This is a genomic window from Streptomyces sp. NPDC058955, from assembly GCF_042741435.1.
GTDB lineage: Bacteria > Actinomycetota > Actinomycetes > Streptomycetales > Streptomycetaceae > Streptomyces.
Genome location: NZ_JBHYKM010000076.1, coordinates 18,178 through 38,234, shown reverse-complemented (window position 1 = coordinate 38,234; position 20,057 = coordinate 18,178). Strand labels below are relative to the sequence as shown.

The window sequence follows — 20,057 nt, the reverse complement described above, 5'->3', positions numbered from 1 at the left end:
GCACTTGGGTCGGCAGAGACATTTGTTTATAAGAGACCGCGCCCGGCCCGCCGGGGACGGGCTGCGGCGGCTCGTCCCGCAGGCCCTCGTCGTCGCCTTCCTGGCCGGCGGCACCACCGCCTTCGTCGCCGACGACAAGGCCGTCCGGCTGTCCGTCGACGGCGTCCCCCGCACCCTGCACACCTTCGCCGACGACGTCGACGAACTCCTCGCCGACGAGGGCCTGACCGTCGGCGCCCACGACCTCGTCGCCCCCGCCCCCGGCGAGGCGCTGGCCAGCGGCGACGAGATCGTCCTCCGGTACGGCCGGCCGGTCGCCCTCACCCTCGACGGCTACCGCCGCCAGGTGTGGACCACCGCCGACACCGTCGAGGGCGCCCTGCGCCAGCTCGGCGTCCGCGCCGAGGGCGCCCACCTGTCGGTCTCCCGCTCCGCCGCGATCTCCCGCACCGGCCTCGCCCTCGACGTCCGCACCGAACGCGCGGTCACCTTCCTCGCCGACGGGCGCGAGCGGACCGTCCGCACCAACGCGGCCACCGTCGCCGAGGCCCTCGACGAGGCCGGCATCACCCTCGGCGGCGAGGACACCACCTCCGTGCCCCGGGAGGCGTTCCCGCGCGACGGGCAGACCATCACCGTGCTGCGGATCACCGGCTCCACCCAGACCCGCGAGGAGGCCGTGCCGTACGCCGTCGAGCGGATCCGCGACCCGGAGCTCTTCGCCGGCACCGAGGTCGTCGAGCGGCAGGGCGTCCCGGGCCTGCGCCGGGTCACGTACCACCTCCGGTCCGTCAACGGCGTGAAGCAGCGGCCCCGCCGCACCGGCGAGGAGATCGTCCGCGAGCCCGTCTCCCGCAAGGTCCGCGTCGGCACCCGCCGGCTCCCCACCTCCGTCGCCGGCGCCGACGGACTGAACTGGGGCGCCCTCGCCGCCTGCGAGTCCGGCGGCCGCCCGAACGCCGTCGACCCCTCGGGGACGTACGGCGGCCTCTACCAGTTCGACCCCGGCACCTGGCGCTCCCTCGGCGGCACCGGCGTCGCCCAGAACGCCCCCGCCGCCGAGCAGACCTTCCGGGCGAAGAAGCTCTACGTCCAGCGCGGCGCGGGACCCTGGCCGCACTGCGGGCGACGGCTGTACCAGTGAAGGGCATGGTGACCCGTACGCTGTACCGGTGAGCACCACCACCGGCCCCGACGGCCCCGACGCCCTCCTCGGCCCCGCCGACATCCGTGAGCTGGCCGCCGCCCTCGGCGTGCGCCCCACGAAGCAGAAGGGCCAGAACTTCGTCATCGACGCCAACACCGTCCGGCGCATCGTCCGCACCGCGGGCGTGCGCCCGGACGACGTGGTCGTCGAGGTGGGGCCCGGACTCGGCTCCCTCACCCTGGCGCTCCTGGAGGCCGCCGACCGGGTGACCGCCGTCGAGATCGACGACCTCCTGGCCGCCGCGCTGCCGGCGACGATCGCCGCCCGGATGCCGGAGCGGAAGGACCGCTTCGCGCTGGTCCACTCCGACGCCATGCTGGTCCAGGAGCTGCCGGGCCCGGCGCCCACCGCGCTCGTCGCCAACCTCCCGTACAACGTGGCCGTGCCCGTCCTGCTGCACATGCTCGACCGCTTCCCGACCATCGAGCGGACCCTCGTCATGGTCCAGGCCGAGGTCGCCGACCGGCTCGCCGCCGGACCGGGCAACAAGGTGTACGGCGTCCCCTCCGTCAAGGCGAACTGGTACGCCGAGGTGAAGCGCGCCGGCGCCATCGGCCGCAACGTCTTCTGGCCCGCGCCCAACGTCGACTCGGGCCTCGTCTCCCTGGTCCGCCGCACCGAGCCGATCGCCACCACCGCCACCAAGGCGGAGGTCTTCGCGGTCGTCGACGCGGCCTTCGCACAGCGCCGCAAGACCCTGCGGGCCGCCCTCGCCGGCTGGGCCGGCTCCCCGGCCGCGGCCGAGGAGGCGCTGGTGAAGGCCGGGATCTCGCCGCAGGCGCGCGGCGAGTCGCTGACCGTGGAGGAGTTCGCGCGGATCGCGGAGAACAAGCCGGAGGCGACGGCGTGAACGCGGTGACCGTACGCGTACCGGCCAAGGTCAACGTCCAGCTCGCGGTGGGCGCGGCCCGCCCCGACGGCTTCCACGACCTCGCCAACGTCTTCCTCGCCGTCTCGCTGTACGACGAGGTGACCGCCACCCCCGCCGAGGGGCTGACGGTCACCTGCGCCGGCCCCGACGCGGACAAGGTCCCCCTCGACCGCACCAACCTGGCCGCCCGCGCCGCGGAACTCCTCGCCGCCCGGCACGGCCTCGCCCCGGACGTCCACCTCCACATCGCCAAGGCGATCCCGGTCGCCGGCGGCATGGCCGGCGGCAGCGCCGACGGCGCCGGCGCGCTGCTCGCCTGCGACGCGCTGTGGGGCCTGGACACCCCGCGCGAGGTCCTCCTGGAGATCTGCGCCGAGCTGGGCTCGGACGTCCCCTTCAGCCTGGTCGGCGGCGCGGCGCTCGGCGTCGGCCGCGGCGAGCGGCTGACGGAACTGCCGGTCGCCGGGCCCTTCCACTGGGTCTTCGCGGTCGCCGACGGCGGGCTGTCGACCCCGGCGGTGTACGGCGAGTTCGACCGCCTCGCGGAAGGCGTCGAGATCCCGGAGCCCGCGGCCGCCCCGGAGCTCCTGGACGCCCTGTCCTCCGGCGACACCGCGGCCCTGGCGGCCGCCCTGTCGAACGACCTCCAGCCAGCGGCGCTCTCCCTGCGCCCCTCCCTCGCCGCCACCCTCGCGGCCGGCACCGAGGCCGGCGCCCTGGCGGCCCTGGTCTCCGGCTCGGGGCCGACGACGGCCTTCCTGGTGAAGGACGCCGACGCGGCGGACCAGGTGGCGCGGGCCCTGCGCGCCTCCGGCACCTGCCGCGCCACCCACACGGCGACCTCGCCGGCGCCGGGCGCGACGGTCGTCTAGAGCTTGTTCTTGGAGAGCGTGGCCAGGAGCAGGTTCGGGTCGGGGTCCAGCGTGTTGAAGAAGGCCGCGCTGTTCACGTAGACGGTCTTGTGGCGCACCGCCACGGAGGTCGGGTCGTCGAGCCCGTCCGCCCCGGTGAGCACGGTCTTGTGGGAGCCGTCGGGCCGGACCAGCTCCAGTTTGTCGGCCATGATCAGCGCGGCCAGGACGGTGTCGCCGTGCCCGGTGAAGGCGAAGTCGTCGATGAAGTCGAGACCGGTCGCCCGGGTCTCGACCGGCCCGGCGGTCAGGTCCTCCCGGACCGGGATCCGCAGCAGGGTCCCCTTGGCGGTGTTGGACACCCAGACGGCGCCGTCGTGGACCTTGAGGCCGTTGGCGCCGAAGGGGATCTCGGCGGTGGGTTCGAGCGCGGCCCCGGTGGCCCAGGCCGTGGGCTCGCCGCCGGTCACCGGGAGGCTCCACACCCTGCCGAGCCGCGTGTCGGCGGTGTAGAGGGTGCCGCACTTCTCGTCGAGGGCCAGGCCGTTGGGGAAGGCGTCGGCCGGGAAGAACCCGATCTGTTCCGGCGTGCCGCCACCGGGCGGGATGCGCCAGATGCCGGTCTCCTTCCTGCCGGTGGCGTAGGTGACGTACAGGGTGCCGTCGTGGGCGCGGGCGATGCCGAGGGCGACGGCCCCGCCGACGGGGGTCTGCGCGCCCGGCACGTCGGGCAGGCTCGCGACGGGCGTCCTGACGCCCTCCTTGGTGACGCGGACGACCTTGTGGGCGAAGGCGAAGGTGATGTCGGCGGAGCCGTCGGGTTCGAGGGCGATGTTCTCCGCGTTCTCGCCCTGGCCGAAGAGGAAGTGGGCGACGATCCGGGGATCGGTGACGGTCGGGTCGCCGGCCGACGCGGGGCCGGCGGCGAGCACGGTGAGGGCGACGGCGGCGCCGGCGACGGCCGCCAGGCGTGGGTGTCTCGACATGGATCTCTCCTCGGAGGCGGTGGGTGATCTGAGGAGAACATGACGGTTCGCGGGGCACGCCTCCCGGCAGACCGGCCGGGAGGTCGCCCGCGTGGCCGACGGCGTGAGCCGGTCGGCGGGCGCGCGCGGGCGGCGGGCGCGGGCGCCGACGCCCCGTACTCAGGCGCCGGTTGAGTATCCGCGCCCTGACGCACCGCGGGGCCGGCGCGGGACCGTACCGCCATGGGAATCAGCGCGCGTGAGCTCGCCGCCGCCACCCCGGCGGCGCGCGACCGGTATGTGGACCTGCTGCGGGTCGTCTCGCTCGGCGTCGTCGTCCTCGGCCACTGGCTGATGGCGGCGGTCACCGCCGACGGGGTGGGGAACCTGCTCGCCGTCGTGCCCGGGCTCCAGGTGGTCACCTGGGCGCTCCAGGTGATGCCGGTCTTCTTCTTCGTGGGCGGCTTCGCGCACGCCCTGGCCCACCGCTCCCGCCCCGGCTACGCCGACTTCCTGCGGGCCCGGCTGCGCCGCCTGCTGCGGCCGACGATGGTCTTCGTCGCCGTGTGGGGCGCGGCGGCGCTGCTCCTCCAGTGGGCGGGCGCCGACGGGGGACTGACCGGGGTGGCGCTGCGGCTGGTGACGCAGCCGCTGTGGTTCATCGGGATCTACCTGGCGATGGTCGCGTTCACGCCGCCGCTGCTGCGGGCGCACGAGCGGTACGGTTGGGGCGCCTTCGCGGGGCTCGCCGGGGCCGCCGTCCTCGTCGACGTGCTGCGGTTCGCCGCCGGCGTCCCGTACGTCGAGTTCCTGAACTTCGCCTTCGTCTGGCTCGCCGTGCACCAGCTGGGCTTCCTGCGGGCCGACGGCATGATCCGGCGCCCGGCGCTGCTCGCCGGTGCGGGGCTCGCGGGCGCGGCCCTGCTCGTGGCCCTCGGCCCGTATCCGCTGTCCATGGTGGGAATGCCCGGCGAGAAGGTGTCGAACATGGCGCCGCCCACGCTGGCCCTGCTCTGCCACGGCCTGTGGCTGATCGGCGCGGTGGAGCTGCTGCGCGGCCCGGGGGCGCGGTTCGCGGCGCGGGCGCGGGTCTGGCGGGCGGTGGTCACGGCGAACGGCATCGCGATGACCGCGTTCCTGTGGCACCTGACGGCGATGCTGGGCGTGTACGGCGGGATGCTCGCGCTCGGCGTACGGCTCCCGGCCCCGGCGACCGGCGCCTGGTGGGCCCAGCTGCCGCTCCGGCTGGTCGCGGCGGTCCTCCTGACGGCCCTCCTGGTGGCGGTCTTCCGCCGCTTCGAGGCCCCGGCGCCCGTGCCCCGCACCGGCGGCTCCGGCCCGCTGGCCGCCGTCGGCATCGCGCTCGCCCTGCTGGGGGTCCTCGGTCTGTCGATGACCGGCTTCGGCGGCCTCCTGGAGGGCCACACGGCGACCCTGGTGGCGGTCCGGGTGACGGCCCCGGCGGCGGTCGCGATGGCCCTGGCGGGCTGGTTCCTGGTGGACCGGCCGGGCCGGCCCCGGCCCTGACCTCGGCGGCGGGCCGCCGGCGGGCTCGGGGACGTACCCTGGTACGTCGATCGATCACCCCGCACTGGAGTCAACGTGGCCGTCAACCTGGTCAATGTCGAGAACGTCAGCAAGGTGTACGGCACCCGTGCCCTGCTCGACGGGGTCTCGCTCGGCGTGTCCGAGGGGGACCGGATCGGCGTCGTCGGGCGCAACGGCGACGGCAAGACCACCCTCATCCGGATGCTGGCCCGTCTGGAGGAGGCCGACACCGGCCGGGTCACGCACAGCGGCGGGCTGCGGCTCGGGGTGCTCACCCAGCACGACTCGCTCGACCCGAAGGCCACCATCCGGCACGAGGTCATCGGCGTCATGGCCGACCACGAGTGGGCCGGCAGCGCCAAGATCCGCGACGTGCTCACCGGCCTGTTCGGCGGCCTCGACCTGCCCGGCTTCGAGAACGGCCTCGACACGATCATCGGCCCGCTCTCCGGCGGCGAGCGCCGCCGCATCGCGCTCGCCAAGCTCCTCATCGAGGAGCAGGACCTGCTGGTCCTCGACGAGCCCACCAACCACCTCGACGTCGAGGGCATCGCCTGGCTCGCCGGCCACCTCCAGAACCGCCGCTCGGCGCTCGTCTGCGTCACCCACGACCGCTGGTTCCTCGACCAGGTCTGCACCCGCATGTGGGACGTGCAGCGCGGTGACGTGTACGAGTACGAGGGCGGCTACTCCGACTACGTCTTCGCCCGGGCCGAGCGGGAGCGGATCGCCGCCACCGAGGAGGTCAAGCGGCAGAACCTGGTCCGCAAGGAGCTGGCGTGGCTGCGCCGCGGCGCCCCGGCCCGCACCTCCAAGCCCCGCTTCCGTATCGAGGCCGCCAACGCGCTCATCGCGGACGTGCCGGAGCCCCGCGACAGCACCGAGCTGATGAAGTTCGCCAACGCGCGGCTCGGCAAGACCGTCTTCGACCTGGAGGACGTGACCGTCACCGCCGGTCCCAAGACGCTCCTGCAGCACCTGACCTGGCAGCTCGGCCCCGGTGACCGCGTCGGACTCGTCGGCGTCAACGGCGCGGGCAAGACCTCACTCCTGCGGGCACTGGCGGATGCGGCCGTCTCCCAGGGCGAGAAGCAGCCGCCGGCCGGCCGGATCGTCGTCGGCAAGACCGTGCGGCTCGCCTACCTCTCGCAGGACGTCACCGAACTCCCCGCCCAGCTGCGCGTCCTGGAGGCCGTGCAGCAGATCCGCGACCGGGTCGACCTCGGCAAGGGCCGGGAGATGTCCGCCGGGCAGCTCTGCGAGCAGTTCGGCTTCGGCAAGGAGAAGCAGTGGACGCCGGTCGGCGACCTCTCCGGCGGTGAGCGCCGCCGCCTCCAGCTGCTGCGCCTCCTCATGGACGAGCCCAACGTCCTCTTCCTCGACGAGCCCACCAACGACCTCGACATCGAGACCCTGACCCAGCTGGAGGACCTCCTCGACGGCTGGCCCGGCTCCATGGTCGTCATCTCCCACGACCGCTTCTTCCTGGAGCGCACCACCGACCGCACCTTCGCCCTGCTCGGCGACCGGACGCTGCGGATGCTGCCGCGCGGCATCGACGAGTACCTGGAGCGGCGGCAGCGGATGATCGAGGCCGCCGCCCCGGCCCCGGCCGCCCCCGCGGCCCAGCCCGCGACGGGCCTCTCCGCGGCCGACGCGCGCGCCGCGAAGAAGGAGCTGCAGAAGGTCGAGCGGCAGATCGACAAGATCTCCGAGAAGGAGTCGAAGCTGCACGCGCAGATCGCCGAGAACGCGACGGATTTCGCGAAGGTGGCGAAGCTCGACGCGGAGTTGCGGGAACTTGCGGGAGAACGTGAAGAGTTGGAGATGCGCTGGCTCGAACTCGCCGAGAACGCATAACGAGGGCATCACGGACCGGTCCTCCCTTGGGCACAAGGGATGGACCGGTCGCTTTTGCGCCACCCCGTGAGTGGTAGAAAGAAAACCCGCTCACAGCAAGGGGGAAGCGCTGATGACCCAGCCGCCCAGCAACCAGCCGCCGGGGGGCTTCGGAGCTCCCCAGGATCCGAACCAGGGCGGCATGCCGCCCGTCCCGCCGCAGATGCCGGCCCAGCCGCCGCAGATGCCGCCGACGCCGCCGCAGGCCCCGGCCCAGCCGCCCGCCCAGCCGCCGCAGGGCCAGCCGGGGTACGGATACCCCCAGCAGGCGCCGCAGCCCGGTCCGTACGGGTACCCGCAGCAGCCGACGCAGCCCGCCGGCCCGTACGGCCAGCCGCAGCAGCAGCCGGGCGCGTACGGCCAGCAGCCCGGTCCGTACGGGCAGCAGGGCAACCCCTACGGGGGCTACCCGGGCCAGACCCAGCCGATGTACCCGGCCCCGCCCGCCCCGGCCGGCGGTTCCGGCGGCGGTCCGTTCAAGAACCGCACCGCGCTCGTCGCCGTCGTCGCGGCGGCCGTCGTCGCCGTCGCCGCGGTCACCACCTGGGCCGTCGTCGGCAAGGGCGACGACGAGGACCCGAAGGTCGCCCAGCCGACCGCCAGTGCGAGCACCGGTGGCACCGAGGCGCCGAAGCCGACCGAGTCGGTCGACCAGGGCGACGGCTCCGGCGACGGCGACAAGGGCGCCGGCGAGGACGACCTCAACGCCGCCCGCCAGCCGGGCGAGGCGAAGGTCAACTTCCTCACCACCAACGACGTCGACCTGCCCCGCAACGGCTCCGAGGTCTTCGGCCCCTGGATCGTCGGCGACACCGTCGTCAAGGCCATGTACAAGGGCGTCGCCGGCTACAGCCTCGCCGACGGCAGCAAGAAGTGGTCGGTCGACGTGCCGTTCAAGCTGTGCGCCGCCCCGGCCCAGCCCGGCGCCAACGGCCTGATGGTCTTCGGGTACGAGGAGAGCGCCAAGGACGGCGCCAAGTGCACGATGCTCCAGCAGATCGACCTCAAGACCGGCAAGGCGGGCTGGAAGAAGGCCGTCCCGAAGCCGACCGGCCTCTTCGCCTTCTCCGACAACACCCTCGCCATCGGCGGCAACACGGTGACCGCGGCCGGCAGCAGCAGCGCCTACGGCTTCTCCCTCACCGACGGCAAGCAGGTCTTCACCGGCCCCACCGGCGACTGCAAGCCGTACGCCTACGCCGGCGACGCCACCAAGCTGGTCGCCGCCAGCCAGTGCCGCACCGCCGACGTGAGCAAGGAACAGCACACCATCAGCGAGGTCGACCCCACCACGGGCAAGGCCAAGTGGACCTACCGGCTGGCCGCCACCTGGGAGGTCGACAAGGTCTACTCGGTGAACCCGCTCGTCGTCTCCGCCTTCCAGCGCGAGCAGAAGAAGTGGTCGATCGTCGCGCTCAAGCCGGACGGCAAGGTGCGCTCCGAGATCCAGGGCGGCAAGGACAAGTACGCCCCGCGCTGCGGCGGCGGCCTGGTCATCTTCGGCCGCAACCTCCAGGGCTGCACCGGCGTCGCCGCCGCCGGCGACACCTTCTACATGGCGACCGACACCTCCTACGGCACCTCCAACGAGGTCGTCGCCTTCGACCTCGACACCGGCAAGCCCAAGTGGCGGTCGAAGGCCCCCGAGGAGCAGCAGATGACGCCGCTGCGCATGGAGGGCGGCGAGGTGCTGGTCTACGTGGCGCCCAAGTACGACAAGGGCGGCGCGGTCGCGACGATCGCCCCGGCCGGCGGCGCGCCGAAGATCCTCCTCAAGCACCCCGTCTCGGTCGCGCAGATCGAGAGCGGCTTCTTCAGCGCGGGCTACGCCTACGGCAACGGCACGTTCGTGGTGGCGGCGGGTCGCGTCTCGGCGACCAACGACGCCGAGGAGAAGGAGACCAAGACGATGATGGGCTTCAGCAAGTGACCCAGCCGCCCCCGCCGCCGAACCAGCCCCCGAACCAGCCCCCGGGCGGCTTCCCGCCGCCGAACCAGCCCCCCGGCGGCTACCCGCCGCCGCCGGGCGGTTTCGGCGCCCCGCAGGACCCGGCCCAGGGCCAGGGCGGCTTCGGCGCGCCGACGCCCCCGCCCCCGCCGCAGGGCCAGCCCGGTTACGGCTACCCGCAGCAGGCGCCGCAGGGCCAGCCCGGGTACGGCTACCCCGAGCAGCAGCAGCCCCCGCAGCCGTACCAGCAGCCGGTGCCGCCGCCGTACGGCTATCCGAACCAGCCCCAGCAGCCGTACGGCTACCCGACCGCGCCGCAGCAGCACGTCCCGGCGCCCGCGCCGGGCGGCGGGAAGAAGCTGTCGGCGCAGGCGCAGATCGTCATCGCGGCGGTCGTGGCGGTCGCGCTGATCGTCGGCGGCGGCATCTGGTACGCCAACTCCGGCTCGGACACGCCCCCGGACGCCAAGACCACGGGCGGCACCACCCAGTCCCCGAACGGGGGCGGTGGCGACGGCGGCGGTTCCGGCGGTGGCGGCGGCAACGGCCTCGGCGGCAACGGCAAGGAGAAGCCGGGCGAGAAGACCGGCGCCCGCCTCGCCTTCCGCATCGACGTGCCGAAGGTGCCCGACACCACGCCCGTCGACGGCTCCTGGATCACCGACAAGACCTTCGTGAAGACCGGCATCAACTCGATCGTCGGCTACGACATCGACAAGGGCACGGTCGCCTGGACGCTCCCGCTGGCCGGCCAGGTCTGCGGCGCGTCCCGGCACAAGACCGAGGACAACAAGGTGCCGGTGCTCTTCGAGGAGAAGAAGCGCGTCGCGCCCCGCTACTACCAGAGCTGCAACCAGGTCGGCATGGTCGACCTGAACACCGGCAAGCTGCTCTGGTCCGCCTCCGTCAGCGGCGGCGGCGACGAGAAGGCCCGCTTCAGCGAGGTCACGCTGGGCGCCGGCACCGTCGCGGCCGGCGGCACCGACGGCGGCGCGGCCTTCGACGCGGCCACCGGCAAGGTGCTCTGGAAGCCGCAGTCCAACGACCAGAACTGCTACGACATGGGGTACGGCGGCGGCGCCGGCCTCGTCGCGGTCCGCAAGTGCGGCAGGTACGGCGCCCAGACCGTCACCGTCCAGAACCTGGACCCGAAGTCGGGCAAGCCGCTCTCGGAGTTCAAGATGCCCCAGGGCGTGGAGTACGCCTCGGTCGTCTCGTCCAAGCCGCTGGTGGTCGCGGCCAACGTCGGCGACGCCGCCGACGACGGCAGCAGCATCTCGGACTTCTTCTCCATCGACGAGAAGACCGGCAAGCTGCGGACCAAGATCACGGCCAACGCGGACCGCTACGCGGCCGAGTGCGGCTCCACCTCGGTCGAGGAGTGCTCGCAGGTCCTCGTCGGCGACGACCGGCTCTACCTGCCGACCGAGGAGCACGACGGCTCCACCGGCGAGTACGGCGACGAGACCAACGAGATCGTGGCCTTCAGCCTCGCCGACGGCAAGATGGCGCCGGAGAAGGCCGACGCCGGCGACGGCTACGTGCTGATGCCGCTGCGCATGGACGGCGGCGACCTCATCGCGTACAAGATGCCCCCGCACGACAAGGGCGGGCAGCTCGTCTCCGTCCACGCGGGCACGATGAAGTCGACGCTGCTCCTGGAGAACCCCTCGGACAAGGGGAACCGGGACATCGAGACCAGCTTCTCGATCACCGGCGCCGAACTCCTCTACGGCGACGGCCGGTTCTTCATCTCGGGCACCTACGCCAACAAGCCGAGGGAGTCCGGCTCGACGCTCGACAAGAAGTACCTCGCGGTCTCGTTCAGCACCAGGGGCTGACGTCCACGGCCGACGCGAAGGGCCTCCCCGGAGTACCGGGGAGGCCCTTCGTCGCGTCCGGGCGCGCTCAGAACTCGGAGGCGCTGGAGTCGTCGATCGGGTTGTACGTGGTCTCCGTCTTCCGGCAGTCGGAGAAGGCGCCGCTCTTGTACTTGCAGACCTCGACCCAGGCGGCCTTCGGGCTGTAGCCGGTGATGGCGTACGTGGTGACGTTGACGCCGGTGCCGCTGCCGCTGGTCAGGTAGCGGTAGCCCCAGTAGCGGTACCCCTGGTCGTCGGACAGGGTGACCAGGCGGAAGGCGACGGCGTAGCCGTCCGGGTTGGTGTCCTGGACGGACATCATGACCGGGTCGAGGCGGTCGGCGCGCCACGTCCAGCCGGCGACGACCTTGGCGTAGCCGGTGGTCAGGTACACCTCGCTGTTGGGCGCGGCGGCCTGGGCGCTGCCGGCCGTGGCGGGGATCGCGAGGGCGGCCGCGGCGGCGGCCAGGGCGACGGTGCGACGTCGCATGCGCATGGGTGTTCCTTTCGGCGCGAGTGAGGTGATCATGCCAGACATCCCCCTTTCGGGGCACGGAGGTTGACGGGCCGTGGGGCGGGGGAGCGTGTAGCTTGCCGGGTCAGAGGTGCCGGGGGACGGCACGCCCGGGGGATGGGGGATGACGGGATGGGCGTTCGGCTCGTGGTCGTGGACGACCACCGCCTGCACGCGGAGGCGCTCGCCTCGGCACTGAAGCTGCGCGGGCACCGGGTGCTCGCGGCGGCCGCGCCGGCGGCGGGGGCGGCGGAGGTCGTGGTCGGCCGGGCGCCGGAGGTCTGCCTCTTCGGCACGGCCGCGCCGGCCGCGCCCGGGGCCTTCGACCCGGTCGCGCGGATCAAGCGGGAGCGCCCGCAGGTGGCCGTGGTGGTGCTGGGGCCGGTGCCGTCGCCGCGCGGGATCGCGGCGGCCTTCGCGGCCGGGGCCTCGGGGTACGTCCGGCACGACGAGCGGATCGAGGGCGTCGAGCGGGCGCTGCTGAAGGCGCGGGCGGGGGAGGCGGCGGTGGCGCCGCAGCTGCTCGCGGGGGCCTTCGCGGAGCTGCTGAACCCTGCGGCGCAGCCGGACGACGAGGCGCAGCGGCTGCTGCGGCTGCTGACCCACCGGGAGGTGGAGGTCCTGGTGCGGGTCGCGGAGGGCGAGGACACCCGGCTGATCGCGGCGGGGATGGGGATCGCGCCGAGCACCGCGCGGACGCACGTCCAGCGGGTGCTGATGAAGCTCGACGTGGGCTCGCGCCTGGAGGCGGCGGCACTGGCGGCCCGCACGGGCCTCCTGGACCGCGCGGTGCCGGGGCAGCGCCGCCCGCACTGACGTCGGGTTCCCGCCGGTGCGGGGCATCGCCATTGACTCCGATGTTCGGTTGTGATTCTTTGTGCGTGGTTCTGTTTGATCGCGCCCGGAGGGCACCCCGTGAAGAAGACCGTCACCACGCTCGCCGACGGGCGCGAGCTGATCTACTACGACAGCCGCGACGACGCCGTCCGCACCGCCGTCGACCCCCGCCCGCTCGCCCCCGTCACCTCCCGCTCGGAGATCCGGTACGACGAGCTGACCGGCGACCACGTCGCCGTCGCCTCCCACCGGCAGAGCCGCACCTACCTCCCGCCGGCCGACGCCTGCCCGCTCTGCCCGGCCCGGGACGGGCACGAGAGCGAGATCCCCGAGGAGGGCTACGAGGTCGCGGTCTTCGAGAACCGCTTCCCCTCCCTCTCCGGCGGCCTCGGCCGCTGCGAGGTCGTCTGCTTCACCGACGACCACACCGCCTCCTTCGCCGACCTCACCGAGGAGCGGGCCCGCCTCGTCCTCGACGCCTGGACGGACCGCACCGCCGAGCTCTCCGCCCTCCCCGGCGTCGAACAGGTCTACTGCTTCGAGAACCGGGGCCGGGAGATCGGCGTCACCCTGCCCCACGCGCACGGCCAGATCTACGCCTTCCCGTACGTCACCCCCCGCACCGCCCTGACCCGCCGCCGCGTCGACGAGCACCGCCGGGAGACCGGCCGGAACCTCTTCGACGACCTCGTCGCCCGCGAGCGCGCCGCCGCCGAACGGGTGGTCCTGGAGAGCGAGCACTGGATCGCCTTCGTCCCGTACGCCGCCAAGTGGCCGTACGAGGTCCACCTCCACCCCACCCGGCGCGTCCCCGACCTGCTCGCCCTCGACGAGGCCGCCCGGGCGGACTTCGCACAGGTCTATCTGGAACTCTTGAGGCGCTTCGACCGGATCTTCGGCCCGGCGGAGCCGCCCACGCCCTACATCGCCGCCTGGCACCAGGCGCCGTTCACGGACGAGCGGCGGGAGGACTTCGGACTGCACCTGGAGCTGTTCACCGTCCGGCGCGCCTCCGGCAGGCTGAAGTTCCTCGCGGGCACCGAGTCCGGCATGGGCGCGTTCATGAACGACATCCGGCCGGAGGACGCGGCCCGGCGCATCCGAGAGGTGGCAAGCGCATGACGACTTCCAAGAAGTACCTGGTCACGGGCGGGGCGGGCTATGTGGGCAGCGTGGTCGCCGCCCACCTCCTGGAGCGGGGCCACCGCGTCACCGTCCTCGACGACCTCTCCACCGGCTTCCGCGAAGGCGTCCCGGCCGGCGCCGAGTTCGTCGAGGGCCGGGTCCAGGACGCCGCCCGGTGGCTCGACGGCTCCTACGACGGCGTCCTGCACTTCGCCGCCTTCTCGCAGGTCGGCGAGTCCGTCACCGCGCCGGAGAAGTACTGGGAGAACAACGTCGGCGGCACCATGGCGCTGCTCGCCGCGATGCGCGCCGCCGGCGTCCGCCGACTGGTCTTCTCCTCCACCGCCGCCACCTACGGCGAGCCGGAGACCGTGCCGATCACCGAGACCGCGCCGACCGCCCCCACCAACCCGTACGGGGCGAGCAAGCTGGCCGTCGACCACATGATCACCGGCGAATGCGCCGCGCACGGCCTCGCCGCCGTCTCGCTGCGCTACTTCAACGTCGCCGGGGCGTACGGTCCGCTCGGCGAGCGCCACGACCCCGAGTCCCACCTGATCCCGCTCGTCCTCCAGGTCGCCCTCGGCCGCCGCGAGGCGATCTCCGTCTACGGCGACGACTACCCGACCCCCGACGGCACCTGCGTCCGCGACTACATCCACGTCGCCGACCTCGCCGAGGCCCACCTGCTGGCCCTGGACGCGATGACCGCCGGCGACCACCTGATCTGCAACCTCGGCAACGGCAACGGCTTCTCCGTCCGCGAGGTGATCGAGACCGTCCGCAAGGTCACCGGCCACCCGATCCCGGAGCTCACCGCCCCGCGCCGCCCCGGCGACCCCGCCGTCCTGGTCGCCTCCGCCGAGGCCGCCCGCGAGCGGCTCGGCTGGATCCCGTCCCGCCCGGACCTCGCCGACGTCGTCGCCGACGCCTGGGCCTTCGCCCGCCGCCGCCAGGAGGAGAACGCATGAGCGTCGCCGCCGACTTCGAGGCGCTGTACGGCGCCGCGCCCGACGGCGTCTGGGCCGCCCCCGGGCGGGTCAACCTCATCGGGGAGTACACCGACTTCAACGACGGCTTCGTGCTGCCGCTCGCCCTGCCGCACACCACCGTCGCCGCCGTCTCCCGCCGCGACGACGGCGTCCTGCGGCTGCACTCCGGCTCCGCCGACTTCGGGGCCGGCGGCATCGTCCAGCTCGACGTCGACACCCTCGAACCGCTCTCCGGCAGCGGCTGGGCCGCCTACCCGGCCGGCGTCGTCTGGGCGCTGCGGGCGGCCGGGCACCCGGTGACCGGCGCCGACGTCCACCTCGCGTCGACCGTGCCGACCGGCGCCGGACTCTCCTCCTCGGCCGCCCTGGAGGTCGTCACCGCCCTCGCCCTGAACGACCTCTTCGGCCTCGGTCTCGGCCGCCCCGAGCTGGCCCGGATCGCCCAGCGCGCCGAGAACGCCTTCGTCGGCGTGCCCTGCGGCGTCATGGACCAGATGGCCTCCGCCTGCGCCGAGGAGGGCCACGCCCTGCACCTCGACACCCGGGACCTGTCGTACCGCCAGGTGCCCTTCGACCTCGCCGCCGACGGGCTCGCACTGCTCGTCGTCGACACCCGCGTGAAGCACGCGCTCGGGGACGGCGCGTACGCCGAGCGGCGCGCCGGTTGTGAAGCGGGCGCGCGGGCGCTCGGGGTGAGCGCCCTGCGCGAGGTGGACGCCGCGCATCTGCCCGCCGCGCTCGACCGGCTGGGCGACGGGACGATGCGGCGGTACGTCCGGCACGTGGTCTCGGACAACGACCGGGTGGTCCGGGTGATCGCCCTGCTCGACGCCGGCGCGACCCGCGCGGTCGGCCCGGTCCTCACCGAGGGCCACGCCTCGCTCCGGGACGACCTGCGGGTCTCCTGCCCGGAGCTGGACCTGGTGGTCGAGGCGGCGAACGCGGCCGGGGCGCTGGGCGCCCGGATGACCGGCGGCGGCTTCGGCGGCTCGGCGGTGGTCCTGGTCGAGGCGGACCGGGCGGAGGAGATCGGCACGGCGGTCCGGAAGGCGTTCGCCGCCGCCGGGTACGCGGAGCCGGGGATCTTCCCGGCCGTCCCCTCGGCGGGCGCCCCCCGTCTCGGAGCCACCGTCCGGTCACACGGACGGCCGACTTCGGACACTTCCGCCAATCGGCCCCCACGGTGCCGCCCCGCCCCTACTCTGTGGGGCAGCACCGGTGGGGGCCGGTGCCGTTCAGGGGAGCGAGACCCGTCGGGTACGGCGCCGGGAGCGGGGTAGCAGTCAGGGCACGGCGGCGGCCGTGCACCCGACGGACCCGCCCCCGGCGTCGTACCGCGCCGGTCTCTCCTCGACACTTGGGGGTGTCCGTGGCACGAATCCGGGTCCTGGTGGTGGACGACCACCGCGTCTTCGCCGAGTCGCTGGCCGCCGCGCTCGCGGCCGAGCCGGACGTCGACGTCGCCGCGGCGGGCAGCGGTCCCGCCGCCCTGCGCTGTCTGGACCGGGGGGTCGCGGAGGGCCGCCGCTTCGACGTGCTGCTCGTCGACGCCGACCTGGGCGCGGCGCCCGCGGCCGTGCCGTCCCCGCCGCCGGCCCCGGAGGGCGAGCCCGCGGTGGACGGGATCGCGCTGGTCGCCGGGGTGCGGAAGGCCCAGCCCGGGGTCCGCGCGGTGGTGCTCGCCGAGCGGGACGACCCCCGCAGGGCCGCGCTCGCGCTCCAGGCGGGAGCCTCCGGCTGGGTGGCGAAGGACTGCTCGCTCCAGCGGCTGCTCGCCGTGGTCCGGGGGGTGCTGCGGGACGAGACGCATCTGCCGCCGGCGCTGCTCACGGGGGTGCTGCGGGAGCTGACGGCGGCCCGGAAGCACCGGACGGAGAGCGAGCGGCTGGTGGAGTCGCTGACCCCGCGCGAGCGGGAGGTGCTGCGCTGCATGGTGGCGGGGCTCGGCCGGAAGGCGGTGGCGGAGCGGCTCTTCCTCTCCCCGCACACGGTCCGTACGCACATGCAGAACGTGCTGGGGAAGCTGGGCGTCCACTCGACGCTGGCGGCGGTGGCCCTGGCCCGGCGGGCGGGCGTCGGCCCGGCGCCGCTGCCGGAGCTAGCCGGGAACGTTGTCGAACGGGGCGGTCAGCCGGCGTAGCAGGGCGGCCAGTTCGGCGCGCTGGGGGCGGGTGAGCTGGGCGAGGATGGCCCGCTCCTGGGCGAGCAGCCCGGCCAGCGCCTCGTCGGCCCGGTCGCGCCCCTCGGGGGTGAGCCGGACCAGCACCCCGCGCCGGTCGCTGGGGTCGGGCAGCCGCTCGACCAGGCCCTTCTTGGTGAGCCGGTCGATGCGGTTGGTCATGGTGCCGGAGGTGACCAGGGTCTGGGTGAGGAGCTGGCCGGGGGAGAGCTGGTACGGGGCTCCGGCGCGGCGCAGCGAGGTGAGGACGTCGAACTCCCAGGGCTCCAGCTGGTGCTCCGAGAAGGCGAGGCGGCGGGCGCGGTCGAGGTGCCGGGCCAGCCGGGAGACGCGGCTGAGGACCTCCAACGGTTCCACGTCGAGGTCCGGGCGCTCTCGGCGCCATGCAGCGACCAGACGGTCGACCTCGTCCTCCATGTGATCAGTGTAGTGGGTCTGTTGACATAAAGTCTCTTGTATTCGAGTTTCTTGATGCCATGAATCTCGACATCGAGATATAGTTCCCGCAACTATGGGGAAGAGACCCGGCCGGAACCGGTTCCGTTTGGCCGACTCTCGCCTGCAAGGGGACTTCGAACATGCATTCCGTCGACTCCGCCGTCGCACCGGTGTGGGACCCACGGCAGTACCTCCGCCACGCCACCCACCGCACCCGCCCCTTCCTCGACCTCCTCCACCGAATACCCCCGCTCCCCGGCCACGGCCGCCCCGCCCGCATCGCCGACCTCGGCTGCGGTCCCGGCAACGTCACGGCCCTCCTCGCCGACCGCTGGTCCGACGCCCACATCACCGGTTTCGACCTCTCGCCCGAGATGCTCGAACAGGCCGAGAAGGACTGGGCCGGCACCACCTCCGGCGGCGGCTGGCTCGACTTCCGCCCCGCCGACGCCGCCCACTGGACCCCCACCGAGCCCTACGACCTGATCGTCTCCAACGCGGCCCTCCAATGGGTCCCCAACCACCCCGAGTCCTTCGCGTCCTGGATCGACGGCCTCCGCCCCGGCGGCACCCTCGCCTTCCAGGTCCCCGCCAACTTCACCTCCCCCAGCCACGCCCTGCTCGGCGAGCTCTGCGCCCTCCCCGAGTGGCGCGCACGCCTCCACGACCAGGGCCGCCGCTTCGTCCACATCCTCGAACCGGCCGACTACCTCGCCCGCCTCACCGCCCTCGGCTGCGAGACCGACGTCTGGGAGACCGTCTACTGCCAGCTCCTCCAGGGCGAGGACGCCGTCCTGGACTGGGTCAAGGGCACGGCCCTCCGCCCGGTCCTCACCACCCTCGGCGACGACCACGAAGCGGTCGAGGCGTTCCTCTCCCAGTACCGCGCCCTCCTCCGCGACGCCTACCCCCAGGGCCCCCACGGCACGGTCTTCCCCTTCCGCCGCGTCTTCGCGGTGGCCCGCAAACCCGGCTGACCGTCCGGCCCGGAAAAAGCGGCCGCCCCCCCCCCCGGGGTGTCCGGTGCGGGGCGGCCGTGGCGTGCCGGGTGGCGTCAGCCGATGCGGTTGTAGATCTGGAAGCCCGTGCCGATCTTGGCCGAGACGAACTTCGACGGCGCCGTGTTCAGGTAGCGGACCAGCTCGCCCGCGCCGTTCACGGCGATGAGGTCGCCCTTGCCGTCCGCGTTCAGGTCGCCGGGGGAGGCGAGCTGCTTGAAGCCGCCCCAGCCGGAGCCGACCAGCTTGCGGGTGCCGAAGGGGGCGGTGGCGCTGCCGGTGCCCGGGTAGACGTACAGGTCGCCGCCGGTGGTGCGGGCCACGATGTCCGTGCGGCCGTCACCGGTGTAGTCACCGGCACCGATGATCTTGTTGTAGATCTGCCAGCCGGTGCCGACCTTCACGCGGGTGGCGAGGGAGGTGCCCAGGCCGTTGCCCTTGTACAGGTACAGGACGCCGCTCTTGTCCCGGGCGATGATGTCGCCCTTGCCGTCGCCGGTCAGGTCGCCGGGGCCGACGACGGAGTTGTAGATGTTCCAGCCGGCGCCGATCTCCTCACCGTCGATGAAGAAGTAGCCGGAGGTGATGTGACCGAGGTCGGACGAGCCGTCGTTGTTCATCGACGACACGCCGAAGATGTTCTCGCCCGGGAACGAGTTCTCCTCGTCGATGGCGAGGCGCGGGGCCAGCTTGCCCGTGGTGGTGTTCTGGTACCAGTACCAGGAACCGCCCGAGGTCAGCGCGTGGACGCCGTCGCGGCCCAGGTACGGGATGGTGCCCGAGTTGGCGATCTGGGCGGCGTCCGACCAGGCGGCCGTCTCGCTCGCCTTGATGCGGCCGGCGAGGGTGCCGTTGCCGTTGGGCGCGTAGTAGTAGAGCGTGCCGCCGAGGTCACGGCCCAGCAGGCTGCCGTCGCCGCCGGCCACGAGCTGGGTGTAGACGTTCCAGCCGCCGCCGATGGACTTGCGGGTGGCGAACGGCTTGGTCTTGTCGCCGGTGCCCAGGTAGAACCAGAGCGTGCCGGTGGTGTCGCGGGCGTACAGGTCGCCCTTGCCGTCGCCGTTGGCGTCGCCGAGGCCCACGAGCTGGTCGTACGCGCCCCAGCCCGAGCCGACGAGGATGCGGGTGCCGAGCGGCTTGGTCAGGTCGCCGGTGGCGATGTAGACGTACAGCTGACCGGCCGGGGTGCGGGCGATCACGTCGGCCCGGCCGTCGCCGTTCACGTCACCGGGAGAGGCGATCTTGTTGTAGATCTGCCAGCCGCCGCCCACGCGGACGCCGGGACGCGGGTTGCCCTCCGCGTCGACGCTGCCGGTCTCGCTGTTGTCCTTGTGGAGCGTGAGGACGCCGTCCGTGGAGACGGTGAGCACCTCGGGCAGGGTGCTGCCGCCCTGGTTGCCGATCGGGACGATGTCCAGCGTGGCCGCCGTGGCGCTCCAGTCGCCGAACGGCCACGTGACGTCGCCGACGACCGAGTTCAGCAGGCCGTACTCGTCGCGGTAGATGATGTCCTCGACGCCGTCGCCGTCCAGGTCGGACAGGAGCGGCGAGACGGCCTCGGCGGCCAGGGCGCCGGCGCGGGTCGACCCCGCCTGCGGCAGCGAGAGGCTCTTCTTGGGGCCGTCGGTGGCGGCCGGCCGCTTCTCGGCGAAGAGGCGCGCGGCCGAGTCGGAGTCGTCGGCCGAGGCCGGGGTCGCCAGGAGCATGCCGGCGGAGAGGGCGAGAGCGGTGCACGCGGCGACGCGGCGGCCACGCCCGGAGAACATGGAGCGCAAGAGATCCCCCCCTGGGGAACGAAGAGAAAGAGGTATCCCGGCAGGTTC

Annotated in this window: 17 protein-coding genes; 13 read left to right on the top strand and 4 right to left on the bottom strand. The window is 73.5% G+C overall.

Annotated elements, in window-relative coordinates:
* From ACFW1I_RS25535 to ACFW1I_RS25525, 3 genes are all read left to right on the top strand, one after another.
* The coding region (locus tag ACFW1I_RS25535) for a ubiquitin-like domain-containing protein (protein ID WP_384674077.1) at positions 1 to 1,144 on the top strand (1,144 nt) is incomplete at its 5' end.
* A 28-nt stretch (positions 1,145 to 1,172) separates the two neighbouring features.
* Positions 1,173 to 2,057, top strand: coding sequence for a 16S rRNA (adenine(1518)-N(6)/adenine(1519)-N(6))-dimethyltransferase RsmA (rsmA, locus tag ACFW1I_RS25530; RefSeq protein ID WP_384674075.1), 885 nt, complete (start codon positions 1,173 to 1,175; stop codon positions 2,055 to 2,057).
* Positions 2,054 to 2,950, top strand: a complete 897-nt coding sequence (locus ACFW1I_RS25525) for a 4-(cytidine 5'-diphospho)-2-C-methyl-D-erythritol kinase (protein ID WP_384674072.1) — start codon at positions 2,054 to 2,056, stop codon at positions 2,948 to 2,950. The genes rsmA and ACFW1I_RS25525 overlap by 4 nt, the downstream gene beginning before the upstream one ends.
* Here the strand turns inward: ACFW1I_RS25525 and ACFW1I_RS25520 are convergent.
* Positions 2,947 to 3,915 (bottom strand): hypothetical protein, encoded by a 969-nt coding sequence (locus tag ACFW1I_RS25520; RefSeq protein WP_384674069.1) that lies wholly within the window; start codon positions 3,913 to 3,915, stop codon positions 2,947 to 2,949. The genes ACFW1I_RS25525 and ACFW1I_RS25520 overlap by 4 nt on opposite strands.
* Before the next feature lie 222 nt (positions 3,916 to 4,137).
* On the opposite strand from ACFW1I_RS25520, the gene ACFW1I_RS25515 reads away from it, so the two are divergent.
* The 4 genes from ACFW1I_RS25515 (at position 4,138) to ACFW1I_RS25500 (ending at position 11,130) form a co-directional block, all read left to right on the top strand.
* The gene (locus ACFW1I_RS25515; RefSeq protein ID WP_384674066.1) at positions 4,138 to 5,421 is read left to right on the top strand and encodes an acyltransferase; all 1,284 of its coding nucleotides are present in this window, start codon (positions 4,138 to 4,140) and stop codon (positions 5,419 to 5,421) included.
* A gap of 75 nt (positions 5,422 to 5,496) precedes the next feature.
* Positions 5,497 to 7,302 carry an ABC-F family ATP-binding cassette domain-containing protein gene (locus ACFW1I_RS25510; protein WP_384674063.1) on the top strand — a complete coding sequence of 602 codons (1,806 nt, stop codon included), beginning with the start codon at positions 5,497 to 5,499 and terminating at the stop codon, positions 7,300 to 7,302.
* Positions 7,303 to 7,414: 112 nt separating this feature from the next.
* Complete coding sequence (locus ACFW1I_RS25505; protein ID WP_384674061.1) at positions 7,415 to 9,271, top strand: PQQ-binding-like beta-propeller repeat protein; 1,857 nt, start codon at positions 7,415 to 7,417, stop codon at positions 9,269 to 9,271.
* Entirely contained in the window at positions 9,268 to 11,130 is a 1,863-nt protein-coding gene (locus tag ACFW1I_RS25500) for a PQQ-binding-like beta-propeller repeat protein (RefSeq protein ID WP_384674059.1), read from the top strand. Before ACFW1I_RS25505 ends, ACFW1I_RS25500 begins: the two co-directional genes overlap by 4 nt.
* A 67-nt stretch (positions 11,131 to 11,197) precedes the next feature.
* Here the strand turns inward: ACFW1I_RS25500 and ACFW1I_RS25495 are convergent, their stop codons facing one another.
* On the bottom strand, positions 11,198 to 11,647 hold the full coding sequence (locus ACFW1I_RS25495) for a hypothetical protein (protein ID WP_384674056.1): 450 nt from the start codon (positions 11,645 to 11,647) through the stop codon (positions 11,198 to 11,200).
* A gap of 150 nt (positions 11,648 to 11,797) precedes the next feature.
* On the opposite strand from ACFW1I_RS25495, the gene ACFW1I_RS25490 reads away from it, so the two are divergent.
* The 5 genes from ACFW1I_RS25490 to ACFW1I_RS25470 all read left to right on the top strand — a co-directional run bounded on the left by ACFW1I_RS25490 (position 11,798) and on the right by ACFW1I_RS25470 (position 16,759).
* A complete protein-coding gene (locus ACFW1I_RS25490) occupies positions 11,798 to 12,481 on the top strand; it encodes a LuxR C-terminal-related transcriptional regulator (protein WP_384674053.1) in 684 nt (227 codons plus the stop codon).
* Between the two features lie 99 nt (positions 12,482 to 12,580).
* Positions 12,581 to 13,624 (top strand): galactose-1-phosphate uridylyltransferase, encoded by a 1,044-nt coding sequence (gene galT, locus ACFW1I_RS25485; RefSeq protein ID WP_384674050.1) that lies wholly within the window; start codon positions 12,581 to 12,583, stop codon positions 13,622 to 13,624.
* Entirely contained in the window at positions 13,621 to 14,598 is a 978-nt protein-coding gene (gene galE / locus ACFW1I_RS25480; RefSeq protein ID WP_384674047.1) for a UDP-glucose 4-epimerase GalE, read from the top strand. The genes galT and galE overlap by 4 nt, the downstream gene beginning before the upstream one ends.
* A complete protein-coding gene (gene galK, locus ACFW1I_RS25475) occupies positions 14,595 to 15,899 on the top strand; it encodes a galactokinase (protein ID WP_384674045.1) in 1,305 nt (434 codons plus the stop codon). The genes galE and galK overlap by 4 nt, the downstream gene beginning before the upstream one ends.
* A gap of 77 nt (positions 15,900 to 15,976) precedes the next feature.
* Complete coding sequence (locus ACFW1I_RS25470; RefSeq protein ID WP_384674043.1) at positions 15,977 to 16,759, top strand: LuxR C-terminal-related transcriptional regulator; 783 nt, start codon at positions 15,977 to 15,979, stop codon at positions 16,757 to 16,759.
* Here the strand turns inward: ACFW1I_RS25470 and ACFW1I_RS25465 are convergent.
* Positions 16,718 to 17,215, bottom strand: coding sequence for a MarR family transcriptional regulator (locus ACFW1I_RS25465; RefSeq protein ID WP_351103516.1), 498 nt, complete (start codon positions 17,213 to 17,215; stop codon positions 16,718 to 16,720). The genes ACFW1I_RS25470 and ACFW1I_RS25465 overlap by 42 nt on opposite strands.
* Positions 17,216 to 17,376: 161 nt before the next feature.
* On the opposite strand from ACFW1I_RS25465, the gene ACFW1I_RS25460 reads away from it, so the two are divergent.
* Positions 17,377 to 18,213 (top strand): trans-aconitate 2-methyltransferase, encoded by an 837-nt coding sequence (locus ACFW1I_RS25460; protein WP_384674040.1) that lies wholly within the window; start codon positions 17,377 to 17,379, stop codon positions 18,211 to 18,213.
* A 77-nt stretch (positions 18,214 to 18,290) separates the two neighbouring features.
* On the opposite strand, the gene ACFW1I_RS25455 is transcribed toward ACFW1I_RS25460, so the two are convergent.
* Positions 18,291 to 20,000 carry an FG-GAP repeat domain-containing protein gene (locus tag ACFW1I_RS25455; RefSeq protein ID WP_384674037.1) on the bottom strand — a complete coding sequence of 570 codons (1,710 nt, stop codon included), beginning with the start codon at positions 19,998 to 20,000 and terminating at the stop codon, positions 18,291 to 18,293.
* Positions 20,001 to 20,057: the final 57 nt, after the last annotated feature.

Bases quoted from the DNA above. Each gene is read 5' to 3' on its own strand.
- ACFW1I_RS25520 (WP_384674069.1), bottom strand. From the start codon at position 3,915: ATGTCGAGACACCCACGCCTGGCGGCCGTCGCCGGCGCCGCCGTCGCC.
- ACFW1I_RS25515 (WP_384674066.1), top strand. From the start codon at position 4,138: ATGGGAATCAGCGCGCGTGAGCTCGCCGCCGCCACCCCGGCGGCGCGC.
- ACFW1I_RS25505 (WP_384674061.1), top strand. From the start codon at position 7,415: ATGACCCAGCCGCCCAGCAACCAGCCGCCGGGGGGCTTCGGAGCTCCC.
- ACFW1I_RS25495 (WP_384674056.1), bottom strand. From the start codon at position 11,647: ATGCGCATGCGACGTCGCACCGTCGCCCTGGCCGCCGCCGCGGCCGCC.
- ACFW1I_RS25490 (WP_384674053.1), top strand. From the start codon at position 11,798: ATGGGCGTTCGGCTCGTGGTCGTGGACGACCACCGCCTGCACGCGGAG.
- galE (WP_384674047.1), top strand. From the start codon at position 13,621: ATGACGACTTCCAAGAAGTACCTGGTCACGGGCGGGGCGGGCTATGTG.
- galK (WP_384674045.1), top strand. From the start codon at position 14,595: ATGAGCGTCGCCGCCGACTTCGAGGCGCTGTACGGCGCCGCGCCCGAC.
- ACFW1I_RS25465 (WP_351103516.1), bottom strand. From the start codon at position 17,215: ATGGAGGACGAGGTCGACCGTCTGGTCGCTGCATGGCGCCGAGAGCGC.
- ACFW1I_RS25460 (WP_384674040.1), top strand. From the start codon at position 17,377: ATGCATTCCGTCGACTCCGCCGTCGCACCGGTGTGGGACCCACGGCAG.
- ACFW1I_RS25455 (WP_384674037.1), bottom strand. From the start codon at position 20,000: ATGTTCTCCGGGCGTGGCCGCCGCGTCGCCGCGTGCACCGCTCTCGCC.